The organism is Streptomyces roseicoloratus, assembly GCF_004117935.1.
Classification (GTDB): Bacteria; Actinomycetota; Actinomycetes; order Streptomycetales; family Streptomycetaceae; genus Streptomyces; species Streptomyces roseicoloratus.
Window position 1 is genome coordinate 38,276 of record NZ_SDOY01000013.1, and the last position, 12,703, is coordinate 50,978.

At 73.4% G+C, this 12,703-nt stretch carries 12 protein-coding genes; 7 read left to right on the forward strand and 5 right to left on the reverse strand.

What is annotated here, in order from left to right; genetic code table 11:
• Positions 1 to 22 precede the first annotated feature (22 nt).
• Positions 23 to 2,047, reverse strand: a complete 2,025-nt coding sequence (locus ESG85_RS01020) for an SPFH domain-containing protein (protein ID WP_164986131.1) — start codon at positions 2,045 to 2,047, stop codon at positions 23 to 25.
• A 380-nt stretch (positions 2,048 to 2,427) separates the two neighbouring features.
• Between ESG85_RS01020 and ESG85_RS01025 the strand changes: the two genes are divergently transcribed.
• Positions 2,428 to 2,934: a hypothetical protein gene (locus ESG85_RS01025; RefSeq protein ID WP_128976085.1), complete on the forward strand. Its 507-nt coding sequence runs from the start codon at positions 2,428 to 2,430 to the stop codon at positions 2,932 to 2,934.
• 135 nt (positions 2,935 to 3,069) lie between these two features.
• A complete protein-coding gene (locus ESG85_RS01030; RefSeq protein WP_128976086.1) occupies positions 3,070 to 4,518 on the forward strand; it encodes a flotillin family protein in 1,449 nt (482 codons plus the stop codon).
• Positions 4,519 to 4,617: 99 nt separating this feature from the next.
• On the opposite strand, the gene ESG85_RS01035 is transcribed toward ESG85_RS01030, so the two are convergent.
• Entirely contained in the window at positions 4,618 to 5,136 is a 519-nt protein-coding gene (locus ESG85_RS01035) for a hypothetical protein (RefSeq protein WP_128976087.1), read from the reverse strand.
• Positions 5,137 to 5,323: 187 nt separating this feature from the next.
• On the opposite strand from ESG85_RS01035, the gene ESG85_RS01040 reads away from it, so the two are divergent.
• Entirely contained in the window at positions 5,324 to 5,884 is a 561-nt protein-coding gene (locus ESG85_RS01040; protein WP_128976088.1) for a hemerythrin domain-containing protein, read from the forward strand.
• 128 nt (positions 5,885 to 6,012) lie between these two features.
• On the opposite strand, the gene ESG85_RS01045 is transcribed toward ESG85_RS01040, so the two are convergent.
• Positions 6,013 to 6,924: a UbiA family prenyltransferase gene (locus ESG85_RS01045; protein WP_128976089.1), complete on the reverse strand. Its 912-nt coding sequence runs from the start codon at positions 6,922 to 6,924 to the stop codon at positions 6,013 to 6,015.
• A gap of 79 nt (positions 6,925 to 7,003) precedes the next feature.
• Here ESG85_RS01045 and ESG85_RS01050 point away from each other — a divergent pair, with 79 nt between their 5' ends.
• From ESG85_RS01050 to ESG85_RS01060, 3 genes are read left to right on the forward strand one after another with little or no spacing between them, the layout of a single operon-like run.
• Positions 7,004 to 8,074, forward strand: coding sequence for a type III polyketide synthase (locus ESG85_RS01050; protein ID WP_128976090.1), 1,071 nt, complete (start codon positions 7,004 to 7,006; stop codon positions 8,072 to 8,074).
• A gap of 13 nt (positions 8,075 to 8,087) precedes the next feature.
• Positions 8,088 to 8,624 carry an isoprenylcysteine carboxyl methyltransferase family protein gene (locus ESG85_RS01055; RefSeq protein ID WP_128976119.1) on the forward strand — a complete coding sequence of 179 codons (537 nt, stop codon included), beginning with the start codon at positions 8,088 to 8,090 and terminating at the stop codon, positions 8,622 to 8,624.
• Positions 8,621 to 9,652, forward strand: coding sequence for an NAD(P)/FAD-dependent oxidoreductase (locus tag ESG85_RS01060; RefSeq protein WP_128976091.1), 1,032 nt, complete (start codon positions 8,621 to 8,623; stop codon positions 9,650 to 9,652). The genes ESG85_RS01055 and ESG85_RS01060 overlap by 4 nt, the downstream gene beginning before the upstream one ends.
• Positions 9,653 to 9,701: 49 nt before the next feature.
• On the opposite strand, the gene ESG85_RS01065 is transcribed toward ESG85_RS01060, so the two are convergent.
• Complete coding sequence (locus ESG85_RS01065) at positions 9,702 to 11,318, reverse strand: FAD-binding oxidoreductase (RefSeq protein ID WP_128976092.1); 1,617 nt, start codon at positions 11,316 to 11,318, stop codon at positions 9,702 to 9,704.
• A gap of 69 nt (positions 11,319 to 11,387) precedes the next feature.
• On the opposite strand from ESG85_RS01065, the gene ESG85_RS01070 reads away from it, so the two are divergent.
• Entirely contained in the window at positions 11,388 to 12,026 is a 639-nt protein-coding gene (locus ESG85_RS01070) for a TetR/AcrR family transcriptional regulator (protein ID WP_128976093.1), read from the forward strand.
• Between the two features lie 132 nt (positions 12,027 to 12,158).
• Here the strand turns inward: ESG85_RS01070 and ESG85_RS01075 are convergent, their stop codons facing one another.
• Positions 12,159 to 12,419, reverse strand: a complete 261-nt coding sequence (locus ESG85_RS01075) for a GlsB/YeaQ/YmgE family stress response membrane protein (protein ID WP_128976120.1) — start codon at positions 12,417 to 12,419, stop codon at positions 12,159 to 12,161.
• Positions 12,420 to 12,703 lie beyond the last annotated feature (284 nt).

A 12,703-nucleotide genomic window follows, 5' to 3' on the forward strand; every position in this document is an offset into this window, starting at 1 on the left:
CCCTCCTGGCTCCTGTCGTCCGTCAGCTCGTGGCCGTGCCGTTCAGTGCCCCCGCGGCGGGCTCCGGCGCGGTCTGCGCCGGGAGTGCCGCCGGGTCGAGGACACCGGACTTCATCAGCTTCGCGAGCAGTGCGGACACGCTGAGGTTCTGGACGTCGGCGGTGGACAGGGAGCCGAGCACCTTGGTGAGGTCCTCGGTGAAGGCGCTCTCGCCGTTCAGCCACGGGCCCGCCAGCGCCCGCGCGGTCTGCGAGTGCTCCACGAAGCCGTCGACGGACTTGCCCAGCGAGACGGACTTCACCAGGCGGTCCAGGAACACGGACTCCCCGCCGACGATGTTGATGTCCGCGTTCTCCAGACCGGTGGCGAGGACGGTGGCCTGCGCCTCGGCGACCTGGCGCTGGACGTCGAGGCCGGCGAGCCGGATGTCCTTCTCGGCCTCCAGGCGCAGGCGGTACTCCTCGTGGGTGCGGGAGGCCTCGTCGAGCGCGGCCATGGCGGCGGCCTTCTCGGTGAGTCCTTCGGCCTCGGCCTTCAGCTTCTCGCCGATCGCCGCGGCCTCGGCGAGCGCCTTGGCCCGCAGTCCCTCCGCCTCGGCCCGCAGCCGGGCCTCGGTGGCCTCGGCCTCGGCGCGGCCGGTCTTCTCGATGGCCGCGGCCTCCTGCTCCCGGACGTGGGCGGCGGCCAGGCCCTCGGCTGCCGCTTCGGCCTGCAGGCCCTCGGCGAGGCGCATCTTGGCGCGGGCGTCGAGGTCGGCGGCCTTGTTGCGGGCCTCGGCGAGCGTGAGTTCCTCGGCGGCCCGGTGCACGGCGGCCTGCTCGGCGGCCTCGGCGGCCTTGATGTCCTTGACGAGCTTCTCCTGGGCCTCGGCCTCGGCGGCGATGACGACGGCCTGGCGCTCGCGCTCGGCCTCCTCGACGGTGCGCAGCCGCTTGATCGACTCCTCCTGCTCGGCGACCGTGCGGTCCACCGCCACGCGCTCGCGGATGACCTCGGCGATCTCTCGGCGCTCGGCCTCGACCTCCTTGTCGGCCGCGATCCGGGTCAGCTCCGTCTCCCGGTCGCGGGCGATGACCTCCAGGAGCCGGTCCTTCTCGATCCGCTCGTTCTCGACGGCGATGACCCGCTCGCGGTTCTTCTGCGCGACCGCGACCTCCCGGGCCTGGTTCTCGCGCTGGATGCCGAGCTGCTCCTCGGTGCGCAGGAAGGCGCTCTGCGCCCGCAGCCGCTCCTCCTCCACGACCTTCGCGGTCTCCGCCTCCTCGCGGGCCCGTACGGTCTCGATCTCCCGCTTCTGCTTGATCTCGGCGTCCGCCTGGCGGCGCTCCAGCTCCAGGATGGCCTCGCGGGCGTCGACGTTCTGGCGGGTGATCTCCTTCTGCTCGTGCTGCCGCAGCTCGTTGGTGCGGACGTTCTCCGCGGCGGTGAGTTCGGTGATCTTGCGGATGCCCTGGGCGTCGAGGATGTTGCCGGCGTCGAGCTGCTTCAGCGGGGTCTGCTCCAGGTAGTCGATGGCGGCGTCCTCCAGGCTGTAGCCGTTGAGGTCGATGCCGATCAACTCGATGATCCGGAAGCGGAGTTCCTCGCGCTTGGTGTACAGGTCGGTGAAGTCCATCTGCTTGCCGACCGACTTGAGCGCCTCGGAGAACTTCGCGTTGAACAGCTCCTGCAGCGTGGCCTTGTCGCTCGCCCGGGCCGTGCCGATGGCCTGGGCGACCTTGATGACGTCCTCCACCGTCTTGTTGACGCGGACGAAGAACGAGATGCGGATGTCGGCGCGGATGTTGTCCCGGCAGATCAGCCCGTCCCGGCCGGTCCGCGAGATCTCGATGGTCTTCACCGAGATGTCCATGATCTCGGCCTTGTGCAGCACGGGCAGGACGACCTGTCCGGTGAACGTCACGTCGACCTTGCGCATCTTGGAGACGATCAGCGCCTTGCCCTGCTCCACCTTCCGGAAGAGCCGGCTGACCGCGAACACGACAACCACGGCAAAGAGGAGGACCACGGCGACGAGTACGCCGATGCCCACGGTGATGGCATCCATATGAGAACCCCGTGTCGTTGGATGAAGGAGGAGGCCGCGGCCGGCCGGACCGCGGGACGCGTGGCGCGCGGGCCGGGCACGACGCCGCGACGAGGGCGGCCGGCAGCCCGGAACCGGCAACCGCGTCGAGCAGGGCGTGCCGCTGCCGGAGTCATCCTGACGCTTCGAAACCTCCCGGCGCATTGCCGGTCTCCGGCAATGTTTATGCCTTCTTGATGCCGAGGACGCGACGGACGCTGCGGGGTCCGGGCGAAGAACCCGTACGAGGACGGCATGAAGAACGCGTAAAGACTGCCGGTCTCCGGCAGTGACCAACGGGGTGAGCGCGTGCCACCATCGGTTCGGCGGCAGAGGTCGGCGCACGGGACGGGGTGAGGCGTATGAGCTGGTTTCTCGGTCTCGGCATCACGGGACTCGTGCTGCTCGTCCTGGCCCTCGTGTTCGACGGCTTGTGGGACGGGGTTCTCGACGGCGTCGCCGGAGGCCTGGACGGGTTCCTGTCGCTCCCGGTGATCGCCGGGTTCGTGTCGGCCCTCGGGTTCACGGGGGCGATCGTGCTCGGGACCACCGGTACGGGGGCGGGGGTCGCCACCGGTGCGGGCGCGCTCGCGGGCGTCGTCGCGGCCTGGCTGACCTGGCGGTTCAGCCGGACGCTGATGCGCGACGGGGGCTCGCCCGCACCGCGTGGCGAGGACCTGACCGGCACCAGCGGCTCGGTGGTCACGACCATCCCGGCGGGCGGTTACGGCGAGGTGCTGCTGTACCTCGCGGGTCAGCCGGTGAAGTACGCGGCGAAGGCCGAGTCCCCGGTCGCGCGCGGCACCGAGGTGTGGGTCGAGGCCGTGCTCTCGCCGACGTCCGTCGCCGTCCGCCCGGTGGACCGCTGACGCCGCGTCACCCCCGTACCAGCCGCTTCACCACCGCCACCACCGCCGCGACGTCCGCGGGGCCCGGCCGCCTCGCCGGGCTCCGGTCCCGCCGTCCGTTCCCGCTGTTCCGTTCCGATCGAAGGGGGTTCCCTCATGAGCCCTGTGCTCCTCTCCGTGCTGGGCATCGTCGTCCTCGTCGTCCTGCTCGGTCTCGTCGTCATCACCCGCTACAAGGTCGCGGGGCCGAGCGAGGCGTTCATCATCACCGGCCGGCGGGGCAAGCGGACCACGGATCCGGAGACCGGCCGCGTCTTCACCGACAACAGCGGGCAGAAGGTCGTGGTCGGCGGCGGTGTCTTCGTCGTGCCGTTCGTGCAGCAGAAGTTCAGTCTCGACCTGTCCAGCCGGCACATCCCGGTCGCCGTGCGCGGCGCCGTCACCCTGCGCGGCGTGAAGGCGAACCTGGAGGGCGTCGCGATCGTCAAGGTCGGCGGCACCGAGGACTCGATCCGCGCCGCCGCGCAGCGGTTCCTGATGCAGCAGAACGGCATCGTCGGTTTCACCCAGGAAGTGCTGTCCGGCGCGCTGCGCTCGATCGTCGGCCGGATGTCGGTGGAGGACATCATCCGTGACCGGGCCGCTTTCGCCGGTCAGGTCGCCGAGGAGGCCGAGGCGAGCCTCTCCGGTCAGGGCCTCGTGCTCGACGCCTTCCAGATCCAGGACATCACCACCGAGGGTTCCTACCTGGAGGACCTCGGCCGTCCGGAGGCCGCCCGCGCCAAGCAGGAGGCCGACATCGCCGAGGCGGTGGCCCGGCGGGCCGCCGAGCAGGCCCGGCTGAAGGCCGAGGAGGAGATCGCCATCGCGCAGCGGACCCTCTACCTGAAGCAGGCCGAGATCAAGGCGCAGACCGACGAGGCCGCCGCCCAGGCCAACGCCGCGGGCCCGCTCGCCGAGGCCGCCCGTCAGCAGGACATCCTCTCCGAGCAGGAGAAGGTGGCCGCCCGTCAGGCCGCCCTGACCGACCGCCAGCTCGACACCGAGGTCCGCAAGCCCGCCGACGCCGCCCGCTACCAGGCCGAGCAGGAGGCCGAGGCCCGGCGCATCGCCCTGGTGAAGGAGGCCGAGGCCGCCGCCGAGCGGGCCCGGCTGACCGGTGAGGGCGAGAAGGCCCAGCGCGCCGCGCTCGCCGAGGCCGTGCGCATCGAGGGCGAGGCCGAGGCGGCCGCCATCGGTGCCAAGGGCGCGGCGGAGGCCGAGGCCATGCGGAAGAAGGCCGACGCCTTCGCGCAGTACGGCGACGCCGCCGTACTCCAGATGCTCGTCGAGGTCCTGCCGCAGGTCGTCGCCAAGGCCGCCGAGCCGCTGGCCGCCGTCGACAAGATGACCGTCATCTCCACCGACGGTGCGAGCCGGCTGACCCGGAGCGTCACCGACAACGTCGCCCAGGGCATGGAGCTCCTCTCCGCCACCACCGGAGTCGACCTGGCCGCGCTCCTGCAGGGCATCACCGAGAAGAAGGCCGAGATCCCGCAGGGCACGGAGACGTCGCCGGCTCAGTCGTCGCCGGCATCGGGCGTGCCGGTCGAGATCACCGACTGATCCGCCGGCCTCGCCATGGTGGCGACGACGGGCGCGCGGGCGTCCGTCGTCGCCGTCGCGCGTGCGCCGGAACCCTCCCGGAGCACCGCCTGACGGCGGTCACGCGGGCTGGGTGGCCTGGAGACGGTCCCGGAGCGCGTCGCCGTGGAGATCGGCTATCGGCGCCAGGACGTCGGGGTGGCGCAGGAGGGCGGCCGACCGCTGGTCCTCCTGCGTCGGGTCCGTCAGCCGGCGGAAGGCCACGGGTGCGGTGCCGCCCTGTGTCTCCGCGACCGCCTCGGCGGCGCGCGAGGCGAGGGCCGGGGAGCCGAGGAGGCAGGCGGCCCAGCTGGTCACGACCTCGTCGACCCAGGAGCGCCACGCCTCGGCGTGCTCGGGAGCGGCGGCGTCCGCGCCGGTGATCCAGTCGAGCCGGGACGCGCCTCCCGGTCCCGAGACCGCCACGAGTTCGGCGTCCAGCTCCGTGGGGTAGCGCAGCAGCGCCGCCACCGTCACCGCCTGGCGGGCCTGGGCCTCCGCGAGACCGCGCTGCAGCGCGCCGCGGGCCGGCGGGTAGGCCTGGACGAGCCACTGCGTCGTCGCCGCCACGATGGGCGAGAGGAAGTCGTCTGCGGGCACGGCTGACCATCCGTACGGAGAAGGGCCGGAAAACCCCAGCACGATAACCGGGATCGCGCACGCCGGAAATGACGCAGGTCACTCCATACGGAACAGCGACACGCTCACTCCCCGGGAATTGCCGCTTTTTCTCTTCCTCTCACGATTCATTGGACGTCCACACCGGAGAAGCGAAAAGGAGAGGCACATGGGACACGGTGGCGACGTCATCGCCGAGCTCACCGCCGACCACGAGGAGGTGGAGCAGCTGTTCGCCAAGATCCAGGGGCTTCCGCCCGGGGATCCGCGCAGGAAGACCCTCGCCGACCAGGTCACCATGGAGCTGGTGCGGCATTCGGTCGCGGAGGAGTCGTACCTCTACCCGGCGGTCCGGGAACACGTTCCCCAGGGCGACGGGCTGGCCGACCAGGAACTGGAGGAGCACGCCGCGGCGGAACGGACGATGAAGGATCTGGAGGGCTGCGGCGCCGACGATCCGCGATTCGACGAGCTGATGATGCGGCTCATGTCGGAAATCCGTTCCCATGTCGCCGAGGAGGAGAACGATCTTTTCCCACGGCTGCGCCAGGCATGTCCCGCCGACATGCTCGACGAACTCGGCGACAAGGTGCGCAGGGCGAAAAAAATGGCTCCGACGCGCCCCCACCCGTCCGCTCCCGACACGCCGCCGGCGAACAAGATCCTCGCCCCCGGCATGGGCATGGTGGACCGGCTGCGGGACGCGATGACGGGGCGCGGCAAGGACTGAAACGTCGCCACGTTCCACGCCCCGGTCTCGCGGACCCCGGGGCGGGCTGTCGTCGCCCTGCGGCGGCGACAGCCCCTGCGCGCGGGCCCTCCACGCGCCGCCGGTCGAGGTGTCCCGCACGCAGGCGTTCACGGCCACGTCCGGCCGCCGGTCAGTGCTCCGCCGGACAGCACCAGGAGTGCGGCGTCGAGGCCCGCCATGGCCACGACGGCGGCGAACGGCACGCGTCCGCGCAGCAGGCCGGGCGGTCCGGCCAGCGCCACCGCGCCGAGCGCGAGGGTCACGCCGACCAGCCCCGCTCCGGCCGGGGACACCCGGCCTGTCGGTCCGGCCGTCAGCAGCACGCAGGAGGCGAGGGCCAGGAGCACCGCCGTCGCCGTGGCTCCGCGTCGGCCCAGTCGCTGCGGGAGCCCGCGTACCCCGCCCGCGAGATCGTCCTCGATGTCCGGCAGCACGTTGGTGAAGTGGGCACCCGTTCCCAGCAGCGCCGCGGCGGCGGTCAGCCACAGGGGCGGCCACGGGCGGCCCGGCAGGCTCAGCGTCAGGAACGCGGGCAGCAGCCCGAAGGCGACGGCGTACGGCAGCCAGGACAGGATCGTGCGCTTGAGCCACAGGTTGTACGTCCATCCGGCGGCGACGCCGGCGAGGTGCACCGCGCCCGCCGGTAGGCCGCAGCCGAGCGACAGCGGGACGCAGACCAGCAGGGCCGCGCCGGCCGCCGTGCCCACCGTGCCCGGCCGTGCGGCGCCCGTGGCCAGCGGCTTGTCCCGGCGACCCGCGGCACGGTCGCGCCGGACGTCCAGCCGGTCGTTGCACCAGCCGATCGACAGCTGGCCCGCGGCGACCGCCGCCACCGCCACGGCCGCGGAAACGAGGTCCAGCCCGCAGGCGGCGGCGAGCAGTGCCGCGAGGACCGTGACCGCCGTCGCCGGCATCGGGTGACTCGCCTTCAGCAGACCGACGACGGCCTGGCCGTGCGACGGACCGGGTACGGCAGGACCGGCGAGGCGGGGGCGTTCTTCGTCCGTGGTGGGGCGCATCCCCGTCACGCTAGGCGACGGCGCGCCCACGACACCCGGGTTGAGGGTGTCGGCGCCGAACCGTCCCTATGTTGGACCAATGACCCGTGTCCTCGCGGTGAGCACGGCCTTCCCGCCGCACCGTTACATGCAGCACGAGATCACCGAAGACCTCGTCTCCGGCCTGCCGCCGGGGCCGGACAGGGAACTCGTGCGCCGGCTGCACGCGGCGACCGGTGTGGAGAGCCGTCGCCTGGCCCTGCCGCTGGACCGCTACCGCGACCTCGGCACGTTCGGCGACAGCAATCGCCTCTTCGTCGAACGGGCCGTCGCCCTGGGCGCCGAGGCCGTCGAGCAGGCCCTGCACGACGCCGGAGTCCGCCCGGAGGCCGTCGACCTGGTCGTCTCGACGACCGTGACCGGCATCGCGACGCCCTCACTGGAAGCCCGGCTCGCCGCGCGGATCGGTCTGCGGCCCGACGTCAGGCGCACGCCGCTGTTCGGGCTCGGATGCTCCGCGGGGGCCGCCGGCCTCGCCCGCGTCCACGACTTCCTCGACGGGCGGCCGGGCGGCACCGCCCTCCTCCTGTCCACCGAGCTGTGCTCGCTCACCCTGCAGCGCTCCGACCTGTCGGTGGCGAACCTGGTGGCGGGCGGCCTGTTCGGGGACGGCGCCGCCGCGCTCGTGGCGGTGGGAGGGGACGGAAGCGGGGCCGACGACGCCCCCGTCCGCTCCTCCGTGCCGGGCGTCGTCGCGACGCGCAGCCGGCTGTATCCCGGGACCGGGCATCTGCTGGGGTGGGACGTCGGTGACTGGGGCTTCCGCATGGTCCTCGGGCCGGAACTCCCCGAACTCGTCAGGCTGCACGTGGCCGAGGAGGTCGAGTCGTTCCTCGCCGTGCACGACCTCAAGCCGGGCGACGTGGGGGCATGGATCTGCCACCCCGGCGGCCCGAAGATCCTGGACGCCCTCGCCGACGGGCTCGGCCTGCCGGCCGCCGCCCTCGCGCCGAGCCGCCGCGCCCTGGCCGCGTACGGCAACCTGTCCTCCGCGTCGGTGCTGCAGATCCTGAAGGACGTGCAGTCCGATCCGCCGCCGCCGGGCACCACGGGGCTGGTGCTCGCCTTCGGACCCGGCTTCTCCTCCGAGCTCGTCCTCCTGGCCTGGTGAGGCGCCCATGTCGATGACGCCGTACACCGCGCTGGTCCTGCTGGTCGTCGCCGAGCGCTTCGCGGAACTCGCCGTGGCCCGACGCAACGGTGACTGGAGCCGGGCCCGTGGCGCCCGCGAGCACGGCGCGGGGCACTATCCGGTGATGGTCGTCCTGCACGCCGCGCTCCTCCTCGGCTGCCTCGTCGAGCCCTGGGCGCTCGACCGGCCCTTCCTGCCGTGGCTCGGCTGGCCCGCCCTCGTGCTCACGCTCGGCGCGCAGGCCCTGCGATGGTGGTGCATCGGCACGCTGGGGCCGCGCTGGCACACCCGGGTGCTGATCGTCCCGGGCCTTCCGCTCGTGGCCGCCGGCCCGTACCGCTTCCTCCGGCACCCCAACTACGTCGCGGTCGTCGTCGAGGGCGCGGCCCTGCCGCTGGTGCACACCGCCTGGCTGACCGCCCTGGGCTTCTCGCTCCTGAACGCGGCGCTGCTCACCGTCCGCGTCCGCTGCGAGAACGACGCCCTGGCCCCGTCCCGCGCCCTCTCCCCCACCGGAGCCGCCTCGTGATCGACCTCCTCGTGGTCGGGGGCGGGCCGGCGGGTCTGGCCACCGCGATCCACGCAGCGCGACGGGGCCTCGACGTCATGGTCGCGGAGCCGCTGCCCGCGCCCATCGACAAGGCCTGCGGGGAGGGGCTGATGCCCGCGGCTGTGCGCGCCCTCGACGCGCTCGACGTGCGGGTGGCCGGCCGGGACCTGCGGGGCATCCGTTACGTCGACGCCGCGGGTGGCCGGAGTGCCGAGGCCCCGTTCCGCACCGGGCCGGGGCGTGGCGTGCGCCGGACGGTGCTGCACGAGGCCCTCGCCGCGCGGGCCGCCGGGCTGGGCGTTCCGGTCGTCCGGCGCCGGATCCGCCGGGTGACCCAGTCCGGCGCGTACGTGACCGCCGACGGGATCACCGCCCGGTATCTCGTGGCGGCCGACGGGCTGCACTCGCCCGTCCGGCGCGCGCTCGGCGTGTCCGTACGGCCGGCCGTCGCCCGGCGGCACGCGGCCCGGTACGGGCTGCGGCGCCACTACGCCGTCGAGCCGTGGAGCGATCTGGTCGAGGTGCACTGGGCCGCCGACTGCGAGGCGTACGTCACCCCGCTCGGGCCGCGGCAGGTCGGCGTCGCCATCCTCACCTCGCGCCGGCTGCCCTTCGACGAGCAGCTGACCCGTTTCCCCGCGCTGGCCACCCGGCTGGCCATGGCCGGCGGGACTGCGGTGCGGGGCGCCGGGCCGCTCCGTCAGCAGGTCCGCACCAGGACGGCCGGGCGGGTGCTGTTCGTGGGTGACGCCGCCGGGTACGTGGACGCGCTGACCGGTGAGGGCCTCACGCTCGCCCTGACGGCGGCGGACGCCCTCGTACGCTGCCTCCACGAGGGGCGTCCGCAGGCGTACGAACAGGCCTGGTGCCGGCTGTCCCGCAGTTACCGCCTCCTCACGAGGTCCCTGCTCTGGGTCCGGAACCAGCCGCCGCTGGCTCCGCTGATCATGCCGGCGGCGGCGCGGTTCCCCGGCCTGTTCCGGAGCGCCGTGAACCTGCTGGCCTGAACCATCCGCCGGACAGGACCCAGGATGTCGCCGATGTGCCGTCGTGGCGTCAGGGCGTGTGCCGGCCGAGGAGGACTCCCGGGTTGAGGACGTGATGCGGGTCGAGGGCGTTCTTGACGGCCCGGAGCGCGAGCGCGAAGGGCTCCGGGCGTTGCGTGTCGTAGCCGGGGCGGTGGTCGCGGCCGACCGCGTGGTGGTGGGTGACGGTCGCGCGGTGGCGGTGCAGGACGTCGGTCGCCGCGGCCTTGATGTCGTCCCAGATCCGCACCTCGTCGCCGGGCCGTCCGGCCACGACCACGGTGAAGTAGGGCGCGGCGCCGTCGGGGTACACGTGGGTGAGGCGGCAGTTGACGGTCGCCCGGTGCCCGGTGGCCTCGAGGGCGGCGGCGCCGACCTCGGTGCGAACGGCGTCGATCAGCGCGGGTACGCGGTCCCAGGTGGCGGCGGTCTCGAAGGTCTCGACGACCGCGCCCATGCGGGCCAGTCCGTCGCGCAGGTAGGGCATGCGGAGGAACGCGGAGCGCCACGCGCCGACGGCCGTGCTGGCCTCCGCGCGGCGGCCGGCCGTCGGCGGCTCGGCGCGGCCGCCGTGCGCGCGGGCCAGTTCCAGGGCGGTGGCGAGGCGGTCGTCGGCGGGGGCCGTGGCGGATTCGAAGCCCAGGACGAGGACCGTGGAGCCGTCGTGGGACGCCCCGGACAGGAGTGCCTCGCCGGGATCGAGCAGGCGGCAGTTGGCGGGGGCGAGGTCGGAGCGGGCGATGTCCCGCACCGCGTCGAGCGCGCGGTGGAAGTCGGTGAAGGCGACGGAGGCCGCGGCCTTGTGCCGGGGGCGCTCCTGCAGGCGCATCCATGCCTCGGTGATGACGCCGAGGGAGCCTTCGGAGCCGAGGAAGAGCCGGTCGGGCGAGGGTCCCGCACCGGATGCGGGAAGCCGCCAGGAGGCGCTGGTACCGGCCGGGGTGACCACGCGCAGGGACTGCACGAAGTCGTCGATGTGGGTGCGGACGGTGGCGTAGTGGCCGCCCGCCCGGGTGGCGAGCCAGCCGCCGAGGGTGGAGAACTCGAAGCTCTGCGGGAAGTGGCGCAGGGTCAGCCCGTGCGGTCGCAGTTGTCCTTCGAGTACGGGTCCGAGGGCGCCGGCCTGGATCAGGGCGGAGCGGCTCGTGGTGTCGATCTCCAGGACCCGGTCCATCGCGGTCAGGTCGAGGGACAGCACGGCCCGGTGGGCGTCGCCGCGGTACTCCACTCCGCCGACCACGGAGGAGCCGCCGCCGAAGGGGATCACGGCCACGGCGTGCTCGCCGGCCCAGTCGAGCAGGTCGGCCACGTCCTGGTCGCGGGAGGGCCGGGCGACGAGGTCGGGGACGCGGCCGGGGCGGCCGCGCAAGGCGCGGATGACGTCGCGGTAGGCCTTTCCCATGGCGTGGGCGGCGCGCTCCGCGGGGTCGGCGGTGACCAGGTGCGCCAGGGAGGCCGGGGGTGTGGCGCCCGGGTCGCCGATGGGGAGGTCGGCGATGCGGGGCAGGGGCAGCGGGCGGGCCAGGGTGCCCGGCAGCAGGGCGCCCAGCGCCAGGCACTCGGCGTCGTCGGGCTGCGCGTCGGCGTAACCCCAGCCCCACCAGGAGCGGGGCCGGTCGGCGGGGTGGTGGTTCGCGGTGGCGGGCATACGGGTGCTCCCGGCGGGGTCCAGGGTAATTTACCGAGCGGTAAATTACCCTAGGGTAAGATCCTACGTATGACAACGCCTCCCGCGAAGGCCGGCACCAAGGGTGTGCCGAGGGCCGAACGCGAACGCCAGATCCTGGCCGCCGCCACCGAGGAGTTCGGCCGCGGCGGCTACGAGGCCACCACCGTGGCCGCCGTCGCCGCGCGCGTCGGCGTCACCAAACCGCTGTTGCACCAGTACTTCGGCGGGAAGCAGGACCTCTACCTCGCCTGTCTGGAGCCGGTCGGCGAACGCCTGCTGGGTGCCGTCCGTGCCGCGATGGCCGGGGACTCCCCCGGAGCGCCGTCCACTCCCCTTCGCGTCATGGACGCGTTGTTCCACGCCCTCGACGGGCAGCGCGAGGCCTGGTTCGTCCTCTACGACCCGACCCTGCCGCCGGACAGCGACGCCGCCCGCCGCGCGGCGCACTACCGCAAGGCCATCGACGGTCTCGCGGCGACCGGCTCCGCCGGCCTGCTGCACACGACCGGGTCCGACGACCCGCTCGACGCCGACGCCCTCACCTACGCGTGGCGCGGCCTGTGCACGGCCCTCGTCCGCTGGTGGATCAGCCACCCCGACGAGTCCCCCGCCGCCATGACGCGACGGTGCGGACGGCTCTTCGCCGCGGCCCGCTCCCTCGGGGCCGCCGAGGGCGAGCGGATCTGAGAGAAGCGGGCCGCGGGGCGCGGGGCGCGGGGCGCACGAGGACGCCGGCGGGTCCGGGGGCCGCGACGACGCCGACCGGGCCCCGCTCCCACGAGGCCCGGTCGGCGTGTCCCCTGCGTCGCCGCCGCGTCGCTACCTGGCCCGGGCCCGGTCCACCGCGGCGACACCGATCGCGGCGAGTCCGATCTGGATGAGCCACTCGATCCAGTCCACGCCCTCCGTGTCGTCGACTCCCGCCGCGTGGGCGATGGCCGAGCCGGCCAGCGCCGCCGCGATGCCGATCAGGATCGTCAGCCAGATCGGCACGTGCTGCCGCCCCGGCAGCACCAGCCGCCCCAGCACACCGATGATCGTTCCGATCACCAGAGCGCTGATGATCCCCGAGACCTCCATGAGCTCGCCTCCCTCTGCGCTCACTCGTTCACCCGGTCACTCGTTCACCGCGCAACTTCCCGGCATCCGCCGATGCATGCGCGAAACGATCGCGGGGCCGTGTTCGGGCATTCCGGCCTTTCGCCTTTCGCGGTTTCAGGCGCGGGACAGCGTGGAATGCGCATCGGTTGCACGGAGGATCACGACCTACCTTGGCGGTGAACCGTCACGAATACCACCGGCAAGCACCACCGCAGGCGCCACGAGGACGAGTCGGAAGAACGGGATCCGGAAACCGGGACCGA